This window comes from Mesorhizobium sp. CA13 (assembly GCF_020165235.1).
Lineage (GTDB): Bacteria > Pseudomonadota > Alphaproteobacteria > Rhizobiales > Rhizobiaceae > Mesorhizobium.
Map to the genome: position 1 here is coordinate 128,966 of NZ_JAIUHS010000013.1, position 18,485 is coordinate 147,450.

Genomic DNA, 18,485 nt, shown 5'->3' on the forward strand with positions numbered 1-18,485 from the left:
ACTTATCTGGTCCCGGCAAACGGCGGGAGGATGTTTCCGGGACCTCGCTTGAAAAGGACCTGATGCCATGACTGCCAGACGCGATATCGAAGCCATCACGGAGCGCATCCGCCAACGCTCCAAGCCGGGGCGCGAGCGCTATCTTGGCCGTATCGCCGAGGCATCGAACCAGACCGCCAACCGGGCGGTGCTATCCTGCGGCAACCTCGCCCATGGCTTTGCCGTGTGCAGCCCCTCCGAGAAAGTAGCGCTGGGCGGCGACAATGTGCCGAACCTCGGCATCATCACCTCCTACAACGACATGCTGTCGGCGCATCAGCCGTTCGAGACCTTCCCGGCCCTGATCAAGGAAGCGGCGCGCGAGGCCGGCGGCATCGCCCAGGTCGCCGGCGGCGTGCCGGCGATGTGCGACGGCGTCACCCAGGGGCAGCCGGGTATGGAGCTTTCGCTGTTCTCGCGCGATGTCATCGCCATGGCGGCCGCGATCGGCCTGTCGCACAACATGTTCGACGCCGCCGTTTATCTGGGCGTCTGCGACAAGATCGTGCCCGGGCTGGTGATCGCGGCACTGACCTTCGGCCATCTGCCGGCGGTGTTCATTCCGGCCGGGCCGATGACGACAGGCCTGCCCAACGATGAAAAGGCCAGGGTCCGCCAGCTCTACGCCGAGGGCAAGGCAGGACGCGCCGAACTGCTGGAGGCCGAGTCCAAGTCCTATCATGGACCGGGGACCTGCACCTTCTACGGCACGGCCAACTCCAACCAGATGCTGATGGAGATCATGGGCCTGCACACGCCAGGCGCATCCTTCGTCAATCCGGGCACGCCGCTGCGAGACGCCTTGACCCGCGAGGCGACGAAGCGGGCCTTGGCGATCACCGCGCTTGGCAACGCCTATACGCCGGTCGGGCGGATGATCGACGAGCGTTCGATCGTCAACGGCGTGGTTGGCCTGCACGCGACCGGCGGCTCGACCAACCATACCATTCATCTGATCGCGATGGCCGCAGCCGCCGGGATCGCGCTGACCTGGCAGGATATTTCCGACCTCTCGGAAGCGGTGCCGCTCCTGGCGCGCGTCTATCCCAACGGGCTTGCGGATGTGAACCATTTCCACGCCGCGGGCGGGCTCGGCTTTCTCATTCGCGAGTTGCTCGACGAAGGCGTGCTGCATGAAGATGTGCAGACGGTATGGGGCGAAGGCCTGCGGCCCTACGCAGTCGAGGCAAAGCTCGGTGCCGACGGCAGCGTCGTGCGCGAAGCCGCCCCGCGCGCGAGTGGCGACGCGAAGGTGCTGGCGCCGTTCAAGAAAGCCTTTCAGCCGACGGGCGGCCTCAAAGTGCTGGCCGGCAATCTCGGCCATGCCGTCATCAAGACGTCCGCGGTGAAGCCGGAACGGCGCCTCATCGAGGCGCCGGCCAAGGTGTTCGACAGCCAGCAAGGGCTGAACGAGGCCTTCAAGGCCGGCACGCTTACCGGCGACTTCATCGCCGTCATCCGCTTCCAGGGACCGAAGGCCAACGGCATGCCGGAACTGCACAAGCTGACCACGGTGCTCGGCATCCTGCAGGATCGCGGCCAGCGCGTCGCGCTGGTCACCGACGGGCGCATGTCCGGCGCCTCCGGCAAGGTGCCAGCGGCGATCCATGTCACGCCGGAAGCGGTCGAGGACGGCCCTATCGCCAGGATCCACGACGGCGACATCATCCGGCTGGATGCGGATGCCGGCACGCTTGAAGTTCTGGTACCGGCAGCGGAATTCGCGCTGCGCCGAACAGCGGAAGCCGATCTCATCGGCAATGAGTTCGGCTTCGGCCGTGAGCTCTTCGCCGGATTCCGGCAATTGGTCGGCCGCGCCGACCACGGGGCCAGCGCGTTTGGAACCGCCTGATCCATCTGCAAGGAATTCATGAAAAAGGGCGGTTCGGAACCGCCCTTTTTGCTTCGGGAACCCCAGCCATCATTCCGCGACGGCGATCTCGGTCCGTTCGCCGGCCTTGACTGTCACCGGCATCTCCTTGTCATGACCCTCATCCGACATATGCCGGACGACGACATAATCGCCGGCCGGGATCGCCTGCTGCCAGTTGTCGCCGTAGTTGAAGCCGAGCGATTTGCGCTTGCCCTCGATGTCCTTTTTCGACGAAAGCACCTCAATCGAATAAGCGCCGGGCGCCGATATTGCGAGCACACCCGCATCGAGCACGACCTTCACATCCAGGCTGTCGCCGGCCTTGACGCTGAAAGGCTGCTCGACGACGGCGAGATCGAGCGTTGTCACCGCCACATAGTCGTCGGGCGGCAGCCAGAACTTGCTGTCGGCCCCATAGGAGTGCTCGACGCTGTCGCGGCTGCCGTCGATCTTCTTCTTCGCCTTGACGATCTCAAAGCCGATGGCCGAATTGTCGGCCTTGTCGCCGCCCGATGTATAATAGGCATTGAGCACGGCCTGGCCAACGCCGACCACGAGGTCCTTTTCAACGGTCTGCCCGGGGGCGAGCTGGATTGTTTCCGTCACCGTGCCGGCGCCGATCTGCACCGTGACCTTCTGTTCGCCCGCCGGCACGATGGCCTGGGTGTCGCCGTAATGGGTGGTGCTGCCACCGGGATAGGCGAAATCGACGCGGGCTTCGCTGCTGATCTCGGCGCCTTGGCTTGCATGTGGGTGGATGATCAATGTGCCGGCGTTCAGGGTGAAGAGCGGCTTATAGATCTGGCCGGCTTCGATCTTGACCTTCTGCTCAACCTTGGCTTCGTCGTCGCGCGCAACGACGATATAGTCGCCGGGATCGAGATTGCCGTTATAGGTGCCGTATTCGGTGGTGACGGACTCGCCGCGCGAGCCGTCTGGGTTGGCTTTGTAGATCTCCCAGGCATTGCCGTCGGTGATCGGCTCGCCGCCTTCGGCCATCACCACGCTCGGCTGGAAATTGAAAACAGGCCTTGCGGGCTCCGGTGCAGGCGCTGGAGCCGGTTCGGGTGCAGGGGCCGGTTCGGGTGCCGGTGCGGCGACGGTTTCGACCAAAGCTTCCCGCAGCGCCTTCTCGTCCGACGCCTGGATGTACTTGCCGCCGGTGTTGTCGGCGAGGCAAGCAATCTGCTTGCCTTCGTCGGCCGTAAGGCCAAAGCCGACAACGTCGGCTGTGAAATCGACGCCGGACGATTCGAGTTCCTTGCCAAGCGCGCAAGGATCGCCGCCACAGGTCTCGAGCCCGTCGGTGATGAGAACGACGGTCGCCTTGTCCTCGGTGTATTTCAGCGCTTCGGCCGCCTGCCTGACGGCTGATGTCAGCGGCGTCTTGCCGAGGAATTTCATGCTGTCGGCCGCGGCCGAAATCGCGCTCGCCGAGCCGGCCTGCGGCGGTACGATCAACTGGATGTCCTCGCAACTGCCTTTCTCGCGATGGCCATAGGCCATGAAACCGAGTTCATCGTCGGCGGGAACCGATTGCAGCACGCTTCTCAGCGACTCACGGGCGATTTCGAGCTTGGGCCTGCCGTCGATCTGCGCCCACATCGACCCGGAAGCGTCGAGGATGACAATGACCTTGTTCGCGGCAAAGCCGAATGTCGTCATCGACAAAAGGAGAAACGCCGCAGCGACGCTCCGTGCAAATCCCGCCATCGAAATCTCCTGAGTAGCCGCCCCGTCCGCCGGCTGAAGCTATTTGAGCCCACCTTGGGACACAAGCCCGGATGCGGCTTGTCCGCGGCTTAGTAGGTGGTGCGGCGCTCTTCGGAAGGCGGGCGGCCAAACTGCAGCCGATAGCTCTGGGCAAAATAGGAATGCGAGGTGAAGCCGGTGGCGATCGCCACGTCGAGGATCGGCATGTTGGTCTGGCGCAACAATTCGCGCGCCCGCTCCAGCCGCAACCGCATGTAGTAGCGGCCGGGCGTGACGTTGAGGTGGCGCAGGAACAACCGCTCTACCTGACGCACCGAAAGGCCAGCCGATTTGGCGAGTTGCACCGCCGAGAGCGGCTCGTCGAGATGGTCGGCCATCAGCTCGACGATGCGCCTGAGCTTCTCCGACTTGCCGGTGAGGTCGCGCTCTGGCCCGACGCGCTGGCGGTCGCCGGCCGAGCGGATGCGCTCGTGCTGGAACTGGTTGGCGACGCCATTGGCGAGGTTCGAGCCGAAGTCGCCGCGCACGATCTCGAGCATCAGGTCGATCGAGGTGGTGCCGCCGGCGCAGGTGTAGCGCTTGCGGTCGATCTCGAAGACGTTACCAGTGCAGTTGATGTCGGGAAAGCGCTCGACGAAGCCGGCGCGGTTCTCCCAATGGATAGTGCAGCGATAGCCGTCGAGCTGGCCGGCCTCGGCCAGCAAATAGGATCCGACCGACAGCGCGCCGAGCGCATTGCCGCGCCGGCCCCAGCTGCGTAGCGCCGCCAGAACCTTGCTCTTGCCGGGAAATTCCGTGGTCAACCCGACCGAGACGAAGAGGATGTCGACCGGCGGCAGGTCGGCAACCGCATAGTCGATCTTGAGCGGCAAGCCGTTGGACGCCATCACCGGATCGCCATCGGCCGATACCGTCGTCCAGCCGTAGAAATCGCGGCCGAGCAGCCGGTTCGCCGAACGGAACGTGTCGATCGCGGCGGCCAGCGAGAACATGGAGAACTTGTCGACCAGCAAGAATGCGAATTGCCGGCCGCCTTGAACGGGATCATTCATGACCGGCCGTTCCAAGGGAATAGTTGGGTTCGGCAAAGCTGCTGCTTTCTGGTGGTCAGAAGGAGGGCCGTTTCAACCCGGCCGCAAGGTAGGCGGAGGCTAACGTATTGGCCATCAGCATGGCAATGGTCATCGGCCCGACGCCGCCGGGCACGGGCGTGATGGCGCCGGCGGCCTTGGCCGCTTCGGCATAGGCGACATCGCCGACGAGGCGGGATTTGCCCTCCCCCCTCTCCGGGGCCGGGATGCGGTTGATGCCGACGTCGATGACGGTTGCGCCGGGCTTCACCCAATCGCCCCTGATCATCTCCGGCCGGCCAACGGCGGCGACGAGAATGTCGGCGGTGCGGGCCAGCCCCGGCAGATCCTTCGTGCGGCTGTGCGCGATGGTGACGGTGCAATTGGCGGCAAGCAGGAGATTGGCCATCGGCTTGCCGACGATGTTGGAACGGCCGACGACGACGGCATTGAGGCCCGACAGGTCCTTGCCGCGCACGCGCTCGATCAGGAGCATCGAGCCGGCGGGCGTGCAAGGAACGAAAGCGGTGTCGAGTTCGCCGGTGCCGAGCTTACCGACATTGATGAAATGGAAGCCGTCGACATCCTTATGCGGCGCGATCGCCTGGATGACCTTGCCGGCATCGATGTGGGCGGGAAGCGGAAGCTGCACCAGGATGCCGTTGATGGCGGGGTCGGCGTTGAGGTCGGCGATGATCTTGAGCAGCGCCTCCTGGGAGGTATCCGCCGGCAACGTGTGCTGGACCGAATGAAAGCCGCATTCCTTGGCGGTGCGGGATTTGGAGGCGACGTAGACCTGGCTCGCCGGATCCTCGCCGACGATGACCACGGCGAGGCCGGGCTGGACATTGCCCTTGGCGACAAGCTCGGCGGTCAAGGTCTTCACCGTCCGCACCACGTCTTCGGCAACGCTTTTGCCGTCAATCACTTCGGCCATATGAATCACCCCTCGATACGTTCCGCCAAACCGGCCGCGTCCGAAAATGCGGCGCTTTGGATCCTTTTCTCAAGCGTGCGCCGAAGCCTGCATGGCCCGGCCAGCCGGGCTGCGTCTCCAGCAAAGACACCGCGCGGCATTTTGACGAAAATTCGAACACGCAATCCCGTCAAAGCGCCGTCCGATGCCGTTTACGCGAAACCGGCGCGCTTTTGTTCGGCACAGGAGACTATCTTGTGGCTCAGAAATAGCGACGGCCCGCGCGGCTCTCGGTAAGTTCGCGAACAGCCTCGCGAAATTCGCGCAGGCTGGCGCGAATTTCCTCGATCGACGCCTGCTCGGTGCCCTTCTCGGCGGCGGCGGGCTGCTCCAGCGGCGCGGCGGGATAGGCCGACAGCTGAGCCGGAGCTGGTGCGGGCGGGTAGGGCATCGGCGCGCCATAGGGGGCCGTGGCCTGGGAATGCCCTGCCGGCGACCGCGACTGCCAAGGCTGCATGTGCGGATAAACCAAAGGCTGCGCATAGGGATGGGACGAGGCCGGATACATCGCCTGCTGCGGCATCAGGGGCGACCTTGACGGCGATCCCATGGGCCGCGCGTAGCCGGTGTCCGCGGCTGGCTGAAAAGATGGGCGCGGATAGTTTGGAGCTGGCGACCGATGCCCGAAGGCGGAATCCGGAGCCGGATAGTCGGGAAATGGAGGAGCGTTCGCCGGCCGGCCGTCCTCGGCGACAGGGGCCGACGCAGATGCACCGGGAAACGCCTCGTCCTGCGTCTCGGTGGCGGGCTTGCGGGACACAGCCTTGCGCAGCCTGGACATCAGCGCGCCGATCCGTCCTGGGCTCTCGACGGCAGCGGCCTCGGCCTGCGCGGCAAGCGGCGGCACTGAAGCTGGCGGCGACGGCGGTGATTGCGGCGGCGATGCTTGCGGTATCGGCAGCGCCGGCGGAGGCGGCGCCCGGAATGCCTGGTCGTCGAGCGGCACCCGGCGTTCCTCTATCTTGCGGTCACGGCGGGATCGTGACCCGGCGGTCTCGCGCAGGCTTTCATAGGCGCCGCGCATGGCGCCGAGGCCGACGCCGGAGGCAAAGCCCAGCAGCAGGCCGGCAAGCGCCACCACGGCGCGCGACGGCCCGTTCGGCTCCAGCGGAATGGAGGCGGGCGAGATGACGCTCATATTGGCGGTGTTGATATTCTTCTGCTCGCCGGTCTCCTTGGCGCGCAGGAGATATTGTTCATAGACCGAGCGTTTGGCCGAGGCCTCGCGCTCCAGTTCGCGCATCGAGACAAGGTCGCTGTTGACGTCGCCGCTGCGCACCTTCATCTGCGCCAGGCGGGAGGCAAGGTCCTGTTCGAGCTGGACCGAGCGTTTCAGGTCAACCTGCAACGAGGACGCGATGCGGCTGAGTTCGGCGACGATGCGTTCGCGCGCGCCGGTGAGCTGGGCCTCGAGCGCCTGGCGCTCGGGATGGCGCGGTCCGAGCCGGACCGCTGCCCGATCGGCCTCCTGCTTGAGCGTTGCGTATTGCGAGCGCAGATCGCTCATGGAGTTGGAGTTGATCTCTTCCGGCAAGGTGCCGCTGAGTACCGAATTCACGTTGACCTGACGTGCCGAGGCCGCGCGGGCGTTCAGCTCCAGCGTGCGGGCGCGGGCGACGGAAAGCTGCTCGTTGAGCTTGAGCATCTGGTCGTCGCTGATCAGGTGGCCCTGCGCGTCGACAAGATCATGGGTGGCCCTGAAATCCTCGACCTTGCGCTCGGCCGCCTCGACGCCCTTGCGCATCTCGTCGAGTTTCGCCGTCAGTTCGTTGTTGGCCCGGCCGGCAGTGTCGGACTGGATTTCACCCGAAGTCTGCAGGAAGACCTTCGTCATCGTTTCCGCGATGAGCGCCGATTTCTGGGGATCCTGCGTGGTGACGCCGATGGTGATCACGGAGGTCTTGCCGCCGCGCTCGACCGAAACGCTCTCGGCCAGGTTGATGATGGCAAGGGAAAGGCGGCGGGATTGGTCGACACCGCCCGGTCCGTCCTGGCGCAACAGGATCGAGCGGATCAGCGACATGACGCCAAGGCCGCCATTGCCTTGGCCGTTGAACTCGGGGTCGTCGACCAGGTCGAGCTCCTGGACAACCTTGTTCAACACGGTGCCGGAGGTCAGCAACTTGATCTGGTTCTCGACGTTGACGAGCGCCGCGTCGGGCATGACCACCGCCTGGGTGAGATCGCGGTCCGTAAGCTTCAGGTCGCGCGGGTCGACGATCAGCTCGGTGGTGGATTCGTATTTCTTCGGCGTCGACAGGGCAATCGCAACGCCGAGCGCCGCGCCCAGCACCGTCGTGGTGATGATCAGCGCTTTGGACCTGGCGACGCCGCGAACCACCTGCATTGGATCGATCAGGGGCTTCCATTGCTGGCTGTCGGCATCCTCGCCAGGAGATGTTCCCGCTTCGCTCGCGCTCAGCGGTTCGGATGTGCTGCGCGGGGAATCAACTCTCGAGGCGATCTCAGGAACCGTCTCTTCATACGGCATCGCCGAGTCCGAACCGCCGATACCGGGCCCATCGTGCGAATGCGAAATGCCGGCGGATGCCGGAGCCGGCTCGTCGCCCGGCTGCAAGCGTTGCGTTCCGGCGGATGCGGGAGGCGCCGGATTCGTCTTCGCCTCGCGCTGCGAACGCGCCAGGCGATGACGTGTGGCGGCATCCTCGCGCCATGACGGATTTGCCCGATCCCCTAGCGAGACCAGCGATGCCTCGTCCTCACCGCGTACGGCTTGGCCAAGCGCCAGCAAGGATCGTTCGCGCCTCCAGTCCTCACGATTTTCCCTGTCGCCCATTGTCGCGAAGCTTACTTTCAGCCGCCAGACAGCGGCGGTCGGCCATTTGTTAAGCCACGCTAAACAAGCATAGGAAACAAAAGGTTAATTTTAGGCGGCCGAAAGCATCGCTTGATGCCGGGTGCCTGGAATTTCAGCAGATGCAGGAAGATTTCAGAAGGGCACGTTAAACTTTGCCGCCTATGCCTTTCCTTGACCCATGACTGAGGCCAGCGACATACCGCAGAGGCGGCCCCTCGCCCGGATCGGCACCTTGGTGGCCGAAAGACGGGGGCTGGTTCGCGACTATTTTTCGGCGATCAGCGGCGCCGGCGGGCGGCTGGTGTTTTCACTCGCCTACTTCATCGCCTTGGCCAACACGCTTTCCATCGCCGAGTTCGGCATGTTCGCCACCGCCTCGGCCGCCGGAGTGATGCTGTCGCGGCTTCTGGCCTTCGGCTTCATCTCGGCACTTTACCGCACCGCCACCATCCGCCCCAACCTGATCGGCACCTTCACCGCAGGCTTCCTGCTGCTCGGCATCGTCTCGTTGCCGCTGCTCGCCGCAACCTCCTACATCGTCTACCTGATCTTCTTTGCCAGCACCGTGCCGCTGCCGGTGTTCGCGGCAATCGTCTTTGCCGAGGCGCTTCTGTGGCGGCCGGTGGAGGTGGCGCTGATCGTCAACAACGGCCTCGGCAAATTCGGCCGTGCCGCCGTGCTGGCGATCCTGGCGACGGCGTTGCGGGCAGCCGGCGCGGTGCTGTTCATGTTATGGGCGCAACACAGCGTCTGGGTATGGTCCTGGTTCTATATCGGCGCCAACGCCGCCTCGCTGGTGCTCGCGTTCGGCCTCTTCTATCCGCGCCAGCGGCTGCGGCTGCGCAGCGAGCTTTATCTCAGGCGGCTCGCCGATTCGGTCTATGTCGCCGGCGCCGAGGTGCTGTTCTACCTGCAGATGGAATTCGACAAGCTTCTGGTGCTGGCGATCGGTGGCCCGCATTTGGCCGGCATCTATGCCATCATCATGCGGCTGGTCGACCTGACGGCGATCCCGATCCGCACCTTCTCCATGATGCTGGTGCAGCGCATGATGCGTGCCCCGGAGCTCTTGTCACGGCTGGCGGTCAAGAGCGGCATCGAAGGCGGCGTATTCGCGGTCTCGACGCTGGCGCTGCTGGCGCTTGCCGTGGTGCTGCATTTCTTCCCCGGGGCGCTCGGCAAGAACGTCTCGGAGGCCGCTCCCCTGGTGGCGCTTGCGATCGGCGTTCCGGGACTGCGCAATCTGGTCGAATACCAGGCGGAACTTCTGTTCGCGCGCGGCCAGACGCTGGTGCGGGCGCTCAATCTCGGCCTGCTCGCCGCTCTCAAGGCGCTGCTGCTGACCTATGTGCTGACAACCATTGCCGACACATCGAAGCTGGTGCTGTCGCTCAACGTCGTCTTCCTGCTGCTCTATCTCGCGTCGATGCTGCTGACCTATTCGGCGCTGCGCAAACCGGCGAAGGCGATCTGATCCTTCATCCGGGCAGTCTTTCCGAGAACCGACTGCTTTTCAGGATCAGGATCGGTCGAGCCCGATCAGCCGGCGGATGCGGCCGGTGTGGGTGCCGATGAAGGACTGCATGCCGATCGCCACCTGTTCGGGAGCCATGGCGGCAATGAAGCGGCGGAATTCGTCGTCCGACAGCGCCTCGCCGGTCCAATGGACGCGGCAGAATTCTTCCGAGTCATGGAAGTGCCCCGCGCCGTCCAGCAGATCGTCGACATAGCGGCCATAGATCATGCATTCGGAGAATTTGCGCGCCGAGCCGACGACCTCGACCCAGTTTCGGCCATGCACCTCCTCGATCCGGTTGCACATGGCCAGCACGGTGTCGCGGCGCCAGGCGATCAGCGTCGAGATATAATCGTGGACCGAATTCCTCGACGGATCGATGCCGAGCGCGGAACCGGCATTGCGCGACCATATGCGATGCTCGTCATGACCGTCCTGCGCAAGCACGCCGTCACGGCGGAACAGCCGCACCTTGCCGTCGCGCCAGAACGCGCCGCAATCGAAAGGCTTCAGGAAGGCGACGTCGGAATCGCAGAAGACCAGGACGTCCTGGCATGCATGCGCCGCAACGGCGATGCGGCGCAGTTGCTGCACGTGCCAGCCGCGCAGCGGCTGAGTCTTCAGGCTGAGCCAGACGCGCCGCCGGAACAGACTGAGCGGATCGTCGAAGACATGCAGCCAGCGCGGCAGCAGCTCACGTTCGTCGACGACCGAACGGTTGGCGCTCTCCAACCGGCGAAACAGCTTGACGTCCCGGCCTTCGACCAGAATGTAATGATGCGCGACCCCCGTAACATGCCGGTCGAGGGTTTCGCAGAGCAGGCGGCAACGCTCGAAATCCGGCGCATAGCTTGCCGTCACCATGGCTGCCGTCGGCGTTGCCCGAAGCAGTCCGGGTTCGGCGATCGCGCCTGGAACGAACCTCTCGTTCAACGGACGTCTCCGGCGGCTTGGGGCCGGTTCAACAATTTCTGTTTGAGGACCCGCCACAGGAACAAGGGGTTGCCGACCACATAGCGGCGCCAGAGCCGTCCCGGCTCCACCGCCAGCCGAAACAGCCACTCCAGCCTGAGGCGCCGTATCCACAAGGGCGCGCGCGGCACGGCGCCGCTGAGAAAATCCAGCAGCGCGCCGACCGCGACCGGCAGCGTGCAGTGGCGCTCGTCGATGTGCCGTTCGATCCACAATTCCTGGCGCGGCACGCCCATGGCGACCAGCAGCATATCAGGCCGCAGCGCCGCGATCCGCTCGATGATTTCCGGCTCCTGCGCAGCGGAGAAGTAGCCGTCATGGATGACCACGAATCTGTGCTGGACGGCAATCGCCGCGAGCTTCTTCGACGCGGCCTCGGCATTGATGCGCGTCGCGCCGAGCAGCCCCACGGTCAGCGGCCGGGCCACCGACCGCAGAAAGGCCGGCACGAAATCGGTGCCGTTGAGATTGTCCGGGAACGGCGCGCCATAGAGAAGCTGCGCTGCGAGATCGACGCCGATGCCGTCCGGCAGGATGAGAAAATCGTCGAGCGCCTGGGCGAACACCGGATCGGTGTAGGCGAGATTGGCATTATGGGCGTTGAGGAAGCTGACCTTGGTGAAGCGCCGTTCCGCGATCAGCCGCGTCAGCAGGGCGATCGCCTCGTCCCAGCGAATGGCGAGCACGGAGATGCCGAAGATCGTCTTCAATGTGTCGGACCCGAACGCGGCGCGGGCGGTGTGCATGTTCATGCAAACGCCTCCTGCATGACAGGACCGAGCCTCTCCAGGCCAAGCCGGATGGCGGCATCGAGCGCCTTGAGCTGCCGGCGGTGGAACGCGCTGCCGTCGACGTCGCGAATATCGGCCGCCGCGGCCTCCAGCGCCCTGGCAAAGGCGACCGGATCGTCGGTGACGGCGCAATTGACCGGTCGATGGTCGATGCCGCGCAGCGCGTGGCTGGTGGCGACGGCAGGCAGGCCGAGCTCGAACGTCTCGATCGTCTTCAGCTGCACGCCGCTGCCGGCGGTGCTGATGAGCGGAATGACGGCGCCGCCGCGTATGAAAGCCCGGGCGTCCGGCACGCGTCCGACGAAAGCGACGCCGGGATGAGACGAGACGATATCAGACGGCATGCTGCCGGCGATCCTGATGCGGAAGTCCGGGCGCAGATGCGGCACCACCTTGTCCAGGAACCAGCCGAGCCCGATGCGGTTCGGCTGCCAGGTCCAGGTGCCGATCAGCGCGGCGTCGCACTCGATCTTGCGCCGACCGTTGTGCGCCGGTGGCCTGGCGCCCGTCACCAGCGGCAGCACCGCCGAGCGGTCGTCTGAGGCTACGCCGAGTGCGGAGCGGTCTTCCTGGGCCAGCGTGAAGACGAAACGCGCGCGGCGGCACAGACGCTCTTCCACGCTCTCGAGCAGCCTTGCCTCGCGGCGGAACAACAGGCGCTGGAAGACGCCCGGGGCGGCAGCGGCATTCTCCCGCGCCGAAAGATGCTCGACATTGTGGGCGACGAAGATCGAAGGCCGGTCGCCAAAGAGCTTTTCGAAGGCGCCTGCGAACTGCACGGAATTGAGCACATAGCCGTCGAAGGGGCCGGCGCGCTCGATGGCGGCGAGGACTTCGGCATCGGAGACCGCACGCAACTTGGCCGACGCGAAGGTGAAGCCCGAAAGCATCGCCTTGCCCACCCAGGCGAGCTTTTGCAGCGCTGAAGCATTTTCGGTGCGCACGTCCACGGCACCCAGCACGATGGTGTTTTCAGGATCGGCCGCCACTTTCCCCGGCCAGATGAAGCCGATGACGGTGACGCGCGCGCCCGCGCGCCGCAAGGCAGCGATGATTGCAGCATTGGCGATCTCGTAGCCCGATGCGAGAGCGCCATCGGGCACGATCGATGTGGCGAACAGCAGATGCATCTCACCTATCCTGTGGTGCAGCCGGTAGCAAAGCGCGGTGAACCCTTGATTAAATGCGCGCGCATCGACGGCCCAAACCCCGGCTTGAAGGGCCACTCCGTGAAAGGTGATTAACGAAACGTTATCGTCGTGGTGCTAACAGAACGCGACCCACCATGCGGCTGACACGGATGATCCCTTTGCCATCGGACGGTTCGGTATCGATCGCGGGACGATCCCTCCGGCTTGACACGGAGGCCGTCGAAGCCATCGTCACCTTGCCGACCTTCAAGCGGCCGGACCAGGTCCTGCAAACGCTGGCGTCGCTGCGGGCGCAGCAGACCGGCAGGCGCTTCGCCGTCATCGTCATGGAGAACGAGGCCGAGGCGCGTGCCGGCGCCCAGGCGTCGCTGCCGCTGTTCGAGCGCGGCGAGATACCGGGCATGGTGATCATCGCGCATCAGCGCGGCAATTGCAGCGCCTACAATGCCGGCTGGCAGACGGCGATCCTGCACTTCCCGAATTTCAGGCACCTGCTGGTCATCGACGACGACGAGATAGCCGATCCATACTGGCTGGAACGGATGTGCGGGGCGGCCGAAAGCCTTGGCGCCGATATTGTCGGCGGCCCGCAAGTGCCCGACTTTGCCGATCCCGCCCATGCGCGCTGGGCCGAGCATCCGGTCTTCGCGCCGCCCTACCGCAAGACCGGCCTCGTGCCGGCGCTCTATTCGTCCGGCAATCTCCTGGTGGGGCGCAACGTGCTTACCGCCATGGGGCCGCCGTTCCTCGACCTGAAATTCAATTTCATGGGCGGCGGCGATTCCGACTTCCTGAGCCGGGCGGCGCAGCGCGGCTTCGTGCTTGGCTGGTGCGCCGAGGCCAGCGTGATCGAGACCGTCCCGGCCCGGCGGGTCGAGGCCGACTGGATCCGCGCCCGCAGCCTGCGCAACGGCGTGATATCGACGCTGGTCGAAAAGAAGAAACGCGCCGGCACCCCGCTGGCCGGCGTCAAGGTGTTGCTGAAGAGCCTGGCCCTGCTTGCCGCCTCGCCATTTCGCGGCGCCGCCAGGCTGGCACGGACAGGATCGCCCGCGGCCGCCATCTACCCTGTCCATGTGGCGCTGGGCCGCGTGCTGGCCGAATTCGGATATGCCAATGAGCAATACCGCCAGCCTGAAAAGAACTGAGCGCGCGCCGCTCAGCGCAGCGTTCACGCGCGACGGCGTGGCAACTGCGATCGCGGCGCTGCTGTTCACCGTCATCATGGTGTCCTTCCGCCCGTTCCAGCCCGCGGGTGCCGAACTCACCGGCGAAGGCGGCGACATCGTCAACCAGCTCGGCTTCGGCTCGCTCGGCGCCGTTTCCATCTTCTCGCTGATGGCGTTTGCCGACCCGCGCATCGTGCGCTCGCTGCTCAGCCCGTCCTGGATGCTGATGCTGGGCTTCTTCTTCCTTTCGGTGGTGCTGGCGACCGACCCGCCCTCGGCGATGCGCGCCGCCTCCTTTACCATGATCGGCATCCTGACCATGGCGACGATCCTCGTGCTGCCGCGCGATGCGGATTCCTTCTCGAAGGTCATCATCTTCACCGCCGTGGCGGTCATGGGCCTTTCCTATCTCGGCCTCATCGTCTTTCCGCACGAGGCGATGCACACGGCCGATTCGCAGGAACCCGAACATGCCGGCCTGTGGCGCGGCGTCTTCACCCACAAGAACATCGCCGGCCCGGTCATGGCCTGCCTCAGCTTCGCCGGCCTCTATCTCTTCCGGCGCGGGCAGCGGTTCTGGGGCGCCGGGATTTTCTTCGCGGCAATGGTGTTCATGCTGCACACCGGATCCAAGACCACGGCCGGCCTGGTGCCGTTCTCGATCCTGATCGTCATGTTTCCAAGCATCGTCGGCATGCGGCTCGGCACGCCGATCCTGTTTGCGCTGGCGATCATCATCACCGCGGTCGGCACGCTGGGCATCGTTTTCCTGCCGCCGGTGAAAGAGCTGGCGGCGATCTATTTCCCCGGCCTGACCTATACCGGGCGCACCACGCTTTGGGAGTTCGCCGGCGAGATGCTGGCGAAGAAACCGTGGACCGGCTACGGCTATGAGAGTTTCTGGGGAACGCCGCTGCTGCTCAACCAGGATCAGCCCTTCGATCGGCCGTGGGATATCAGGACCATCGTGCACGGCCATGACGGTTATCTCGACATCGCCGTGCTGATGGGCATTCCGGCGCTTTGCGTGGCGGTCTACACTTTCCTGATCGCCCCTTTGCGCGACTACATGCGCATTCCCTTGCGCAAGGAAAACATCTATCTCGGCGACTTCTTCATGATGGTGGTGCTGTTCGCCGCGCTCAACGCCTTCCTCGAAAGCTTCTTCTTCCATCGCGGCGATCCGGTGTGGCTGTTCTTCGTGCTCGGCGTGCTCGGGCTCAGGCAAGTTTCGCTGCGTCCGGTCGCGGTGCGCAACGCCGGTCGTGGCGCGCGATTGGGCCACTCCACCTGACAGGGCTTCCCCGTTGATCCGCGAGCGTTTATGTGAAGCCTTTCCTCGGAGGGCTTTCGATGACGATCAGTCTTGTTCTCGCCGGCTGCGGCAATATGGGTTACGCCATGCTCTCGGGCTGGCTGAAATCCGGCAAGCTTGCACCGTCGGCCGTTTTCGTGGTCGAGCCCAATGCCGACCTGCGCCAGCGCGCGGCCGCACTCGGATGCGGCACGGCTGCCGACGCCGCCAATATTCCGGCCGGTGCCGTGCCTGATCTCATCATCATCGCCGTAAAGCCCCAGGTGATCCGCGACGTGACGGCCGCTTACAAACGTTTCGGCGAGGGGCGCACCACTTTCGTCAGCATCGCCGCGGGCACGCCGGTCGCCACCTTCGAGGAAATCCTGGGCGACCGCGCGCCTGTTGTGCGCTGCATGCCCAACACGCCTGCTTCCATCGGCAAGGGCATGATGGTGGTGTTTTCCAATCCGCTGGTTTCCGACGACACCAAGCGCTTCGTCGCCGACCTCTTGTCGGCCAGCGGCGAAGTGGCCACCATCGACGACGAGGGACTGATGGATGCGGTGACCGCCGTGTCGGGATCGGGACCGGCCTATATCTTCCATTTCATCGAAGCGCTGACCGTCGCCGCGGAGAAGGCGGGCCTGCCGGCGGCGACCGCCAGGCTGCTCGCCATGCAGACCGTCTATGGTGCCGCCTCGCTTGCCGCCGAAAGCGGCGAGGAGCCGGGCCTGCTGCGCCAGCAGGTGACCAGCCCGAACGGCACGACGGCGGCCGCGCTGGCAGTGCTGATGGGCGATGACCGGTTGACCAATCTTCTCACGCAAGCAGTGGAAGCGGCTCGGCTGCGGTCGATCGAATTGGGGAAATAGAGCGATCTAACTCTTTGTTTTGACGCAATTCTGGACGAAAAACCGCTCACACTTTTCCTGGAATTGCTCTAAGCGAGATCCGTATGTGAGAAGTCGTTGCCCTTGTAGAGCAAAACCGAGCCGTGGCCCTTCGCGCAAGCATAGGACAAGCAATCGGCAAGGTTGAGCTGCGCGGGGTGCCCACGTCCCTTGCCGTAGTCTGAAAACGCTTGGATGGCGAGTTTGGCATCGTCGGCGCCGATCGGCACAATTTCGATTTCGGCTTCGCGCAGAAACGCTTCTATCGCCGTTTCCGCAACCAGCGGCTCGACAGCAAGCATGGTGGAAAGCCGCATCGCTGCCTCAAGCACCACCAGCGCGGAAGTAATCTTGCGTGGTGCTGCCGCGATCCTGTCACTCCATTCGCCGGCATCCCCTTCTGCCGAAAGAATTGCGACGACCACGGAGGTGTCGACGAACATCAGGGATGTCCCCACATGTCGTCGATCTCATCCTTGCTCACAGGCCGGCCGCCGTGGCCGGCTTTGGTCTTAAGGTCATCGGCGATCGCAGACAGCCGCTTCGCCAGGGGGATGCGTCCGCTTTCCCGTTTCAATTCCGACTCAAGCGCTTCGATAACAGCTTCGGTCATTGAAATCTTACGTTTGGCGGCGAGCCGCTGTGCCAATTCACGTGCCCGCGGGTCTCTGATCTGGAGGTTCATTAATCGGTCCTCAGCGACATGCCACTACAATATAGTGCACTTGTCATGACGGCGCCACAGCGACCTATTTTCCGTACAGCATCTCGTCCTGCAGCCGGCGCAAGCCGAACAGCCTCGTCGTCTGGTCGGGCGCGGCGTTGTCGGCCGTCAGCAGCTCGCCTTTCCTGACCGGTTTCAGCACCTTGCCGCCTTCGAGCAGGCCGACCGGCACGGCGCGCCGGGCGCGAGCGTCTTCGACGGTCATCGTCCAGGAGCGATAGCAGGTTTCGCCAATCGCATCGAAGGTTTCGCCGGCTACGAGGTCGCGCTTGGCGACGGCGCATACCTCGGCGACGGGCCTTGGCAGCGGCACCATGTCGGGCTTGCCGAAGAGCACGATGCGGGCCGCGGTCAGCGGGACCTCCAGCGAGGTCAAATGGTAGGGCCGGAACAGGCTGTAATAGGGACCGTGGCCGATATGCAGGTCGTCCATGCGCTCGACGATGCGCGGATGGGTCGCCTCGACAATGACGAAGACACCGGGTGCCACACCCTTGCCGACGGTGTAGTCGACGACGCCCTTTTTCGTGAGCAGCCCGCCGTGCTCGCGCGGGATCAGCACCTTGACGAGGTCATCGCGGTCGGCCTTCGGGCCGTGCATGCCGGGCACGTCGGGCACCAGCCCGGTGGCGTTGGCGATGGCGCACATCTCGACCATGGTTTTCGAACCATCGACAAACTCGACCAGCATGCGCGGGTTCATGTTGCGGCGGATCGCTTCCTCGCGATAATCGTCGGGCATGGCATCGTGGTTGAGCGGATTGTTCTTGCCCTTGCCGGCCGAGACGATGGTCAGGCCCAGCGCGGACGCAAACTCGATCAGTTCCATGCAGCTCGAGGGCTCGTCTCCGGCGCCGACCGAATAGACGACGCCAAGCCGGTCGGCCTGTTGCTTGAGATAGCAGCCGATGGTGACGTCGGCCTCCACATTCATCATCACCAGATGCTTGCCATGCTCCATCGCCATCAGGTCGAAATCGGCGGCGACGCCGGGCTTGCCGGTGGCGTCGATGACGACGTCGACCAGCGGATTGGTGACCAGCATCTCGTTGGAAGTGATGGCGATCTTTCCCGCCTCGATCGCCGCGGTGACTTTCGAAGCGGTATCGGCTTCGACGGCCTTCGCTTCGTCACCATAGGCAATGCGGACCGCTTGGCGCGCCGTATGCGGGCGTCTCGTCGAGACCGCGCAGACCGAAATGCCGGGCATCAGCATGCCTTGCGTGACCAGGTCGGTACCCATCTCGCCCGAACCGATGACGCCGATGCGCACCGGGCGGCCCTCGGCGGCGCGACGGGCAAGATCTCGGGCAAGTCCGGTCAGCGCGACGTTGGTCATGCGGGGATGTCCAAAGTTTTGGTTCGCATCGAATTAGCAGGGAATAGTCCCTCCTTGCCAACGAAACTGGCCTCGGCCCATCGATTTCCCATGAAATCGCGCGGTACAGACGCGCTCGCTCCGGTCCCGACTGGCCCGAAGCGGGGC

Annotated in this window: 15 protein-coding genes; 5 read left to right on the top strand and 10 right to left on the bottom strand. The window is 64.6% G+C overall.

The genetic code is table 11. The features are described from left to right. Positions 1–67 precede the first annotated feature (67 nt). A complete protein-coding gene (edd, locus tag LB566_RS24900; RefSeq protein WP_224628257.1) occupies positions 68–1,891 on the top strand; it encodes a phosphogluconate dehydratase in 1,824 nt (607 codons plus the stop codon). A 69-nt stretch (positions 1,892–1,960) separates the two neighbouring features. On the opposite strand, the gene LB566_RS24905 is transcribed toward edd, so the two are convergent. The 4 genes from LB566_RS24905 to LB566_RS24920 form a co-directional block, all read right to left on the bottom strand. Next, complete coding sequence (locus tag LB566_RS24905; protein ID WP_224628259.1) at positions 1,961–3,625, bottom strand: vWA domain-containing protein; 1,665 nt, start codon at positions 3,623–3,625, stop codon at positions 1,961–1,963. Positions 3,626–3,714: 89 nt separating this feature from the next. Then, positions 3,715–4,677 (bottom strand): GlxA family transcriptional regulator, encoded by a 963-nt coding sequence (locus LB566_RS24910; RefSeq protein ID WP_140501084.1) that lies wholly within the window; start codon positions 4,675–4,677, stop codon positions 3,715–3,717. Positions 4,678–4,732: 55 nt separating this feature from the next. Then, positions 4,733–5,632 (bottom strand): bifunctional methylenetetrahydrofolate dehydrogenase/methenyltetrahydrofolate cyclohydrolase FolD, encoded by a 900-nt coding sequence (folD, locus tag LB566_RS24915; RefSeq protein WP_224628260.1) that lies wholly within the window; start codon positions 5,630–5,632, stop codon positions 4,733–4,735. Positions 5,633–5,873: 241 nt separating this feature from the next. Then, a complete protein-coding gene (locus LB566_RS24920) occupies positions 5,874–8,468 on the bottom strand; it encodes a Wzz/FepE/Etk N-terminal domain-containing protein (RefSeq protein ID WP_224628262.1) in 2,595 nt (864 codons plus the stop codon). A gap of 199 nt (positions 8,469–8,667) precedes the next feature. Here LB566_RS24920 and LB566_RS24925 point away from each other — a divergent pair, with 199 nt between their 5' ends. Beyond that, positions 8,668–9,963 (top strand): lipopolysaccharide biosynthesis protein, encoded by a 1,296-nt coding sequence (locus LB566_RS24925; RefSeq protein WP_140552650.1) that lies wholly within the window; start codon positions 8,668–8,670, stop codon positions 9,961–9,963. 45 nt (positions 9,964–10,008) lie between these two features. Here LB566_RS24925 and LB566_RS24930 read toward each other — a convergent pair whose 3' ends face one another. The 3 genes from LB566_RS24930 to LB566_RS24940 are packed head-to-tail and all read right to left on the bottom strand — an operon-like array spanning position 10,009 to position 12,898. After that, on the bottom strand, positions 10,009–10,938 hold the full coding sequence (locus tag LB566_RS24930) for a DUF6492 family protein (RefSeq protein WP_224628273.1): 930 nt from the start codon (positions 10,936–10,938) through the stop codon (positions 10,009–10,011). Further along, positions 10,935–11,729, bottom strand: a complete 795-nt coding sequence (locus tag LB566_RS24935; protein WP_224628294.1) for a WecB/TagA/CpsF family glycosyltransferase — start codon at positions 11,727–11,729, stop codon at positions 10,935–10,937. The genes LB566_RS24930 and LB566_RS24935 overlap by 4 nt, the downstream gene beginning before the upstream one ends. Further along, positions 11,726–12,898, bottom strand: a complete 1,173-nt coding sequence (locus LB566_RS24940; protein WP_224628295.1) for a glycosyltransferase family 4 protein — start codon at positions 12,896–12,898, stop codon at positions 11,726–11,728. The genes LB566_RS24935 and LB566_RS24940 overlap by 4 nt, the downstream gene beginning before the upstream one ends. Positions 12,899–13,068: 170 nt before the next feature. Between LB566_RS24940 and LB566_RS24945 the strand changes: the two genes are divergently transcribed. The 3 genes from LB566_RS24945 to proC are packed head-to-tail and all read left to right on the top strand — an operon-like array spanning position 13,069 to position 16,257. Continuing rightward, the gene (locus tag LB566_RS24945) at positions 13,069–14,067 is read left to right on the top strand and encodes a glycosyltransferase family 2 protein (RefSeq protein ID WP_224628297.1); all 999 of its coding nucleotides are present in this window, start codon (positions 13,069–13,071) and stop codon (positions 14,065–14,067) included. Continuing rightward, positions 14,036–15,382, top strand: a complete 1,347-nt coding sequence (locus tag LB566_RS24950; RefSeq protein WP_224628300.1) for an O-antigen ligase family protein — start codon at positions 14,036–14,038, stop codon at positions 15,380–15,382. The genes LB566_RS24945 and LB566_RS24950 overlap by 32 nt, the downstream gene beginning before the upstream one ends. 59 nt (positions 15,383–15,441) lie before the next feature. Then, a complete protein-coding gene (gene proC, locus LB566_RS24955) occupies positions 15,442–16,257 on the top strand; it encodes a pyrroline-5-carboxylate reductase (RefSeq protein WP_224628302.1) in 816 nt (271 codons plus the stop codon). 68 nt (positions 16,258–16,325) lie between these two features. Here the strand turns inward: proC and LB566_RS24960 are convergent, their stop codons facing one another. The 3 genes from LB566_RS24960 to LB566_RS24970 form a co-directional block, all read right to left on the bottom strand. Next, complete coding sequence (locus LB566_RS24960; protein ID WP_224628304.1) at positions 16,326–16,718, bottom strand: type II toxin-antitoxin system VapC family toxin; 393 nt, start codon at positions 16,716–16,718, stop codon at positions 16,326–16,328. Next, a complete protein-coding gene (locus LB566_RS24965; RefSeq protein ID WP_140552658.1) occupies positions 16,718–16,960 on the bottom strand; it encodes a type II toxin-antitoxin system VapB family antitoxin in 243 nt (80 codons plus the stop codon). The genes LB566_RS24960 and LB566_RS24965 overlap by 1 nt, the downstream gene beginning before the upstream one ends. 64 nt (positions 16,961–17,024) lie before the next feature. Beyond that, positions 17,025–18,338 (bottom strand): NAD(P)H-dependent oxidoreductase, encoded by a 1,314-nt coding sequence (locus tag LB566_RS24970; protein WP_224628305.1) that lies wholly within the window; start codon positions 18,336–18,338, stop codon positions 17,025–17,027. Positions 18,339–18,485 lie beyond the last annotated feature (147 nt).

Bases quoted from the DNA above. Each gene is read 5' to 3' on its own strand.
- folD (WP_224628260.1), bottom strand. From the start codon at position 5,632: ATGGCCGAAGTGATTGACGGCAAAAGCGTTGCCGAAGACGTGGTGCGG.
- LB566_RS24935 (WP_224628294.1), bottom strand. From the start codon at position 11,729: ATGAACATGCACACCGCCCGCGCCGCGTTCGGGTCCGACACATTGAAG.
- LB566_RS24925 (WP_140552650.1), top strand. From the start codon at position 8,668: ATGACTGAGGCCAGCGACATACCGCAGAGGCGGCCCCTCGCCCGGATC.
- edd (WP_224628257.1), top strand. From the start codon at position 68: ATGACTGCCAGACGCGATATCGAAGCCATCACGGAGCGCATCCGCCAA.
- LB566_RS24905 (WP_224628259.1), bottom strand. From the start codon at position 3,625: ATGGCGGGATTTGCACGGAGCGTCGCTGCGGCGTTTCTCCTTTTGTCG.
- LB566_RS24940 (WP_224628295.1), bottom strand. From the start codon at position 12,898: ATGCATCTGCTGTTCGCCACATCGATCGTGCCCGATGGCGCTCTCGCA.
- LB566_RS24960 (WP_224628304.1), bottom strand. From the start codon at position 16,718: ATGTTCGTCGACACCTCCGTGGTCGTCGCAATTCTTTCGGCAGAAGGG.
- LB566_RS24945 (WP_224628297.1), top strand. From the start codon at position 13,069: ATGATCCCTTTGCCATCGGACGGTTCGGTATCGATCGCGGGACGATCC.
- LB566_RS24920 (WP_224628262.1), bottom strand. From the start codon at position 8,468: ATGGGCGACAGGGAAAATCGTGAGGACTGGAGGCGCGAACGATCCTTG.
- LB566_RS24965 (WP_140552658.1), bottom strand. From the start codon at position 16,960: ATGAACCTCCAGATCAGAGACCCGCGGGCACGTGAATTGGCACAGCGG.
- LB566_RS24950 (WP_224628300.1), top strand. From the start codon at position 14,036: ATGAGCAATACCGCCAGCCTGAAAAGAACTGAGCGCGCGCCGCTCAGC.
- proC (WP_224628302.1), top strand. From the start codon at position 15,442: ATGACGATCAGTCTTGTTCTCGCCGGCTGCGGCAATATGGGTTACGCC.
- LB566_RS24970 (WP_224628305.1), bottom strand. From the start codon at position 18,338: ATGACCAACGTCGCGCTGACCGGACTTGCCCGAGATCTTGCCCGTCGC.
- LB566_RS24910 (WP_140501084.1), bottom strand. From the start codon at position 4,677: ATGAATGATCCCGTTCAAGGCGGCCGGCAATTCGCATTCTTGCTGGTC.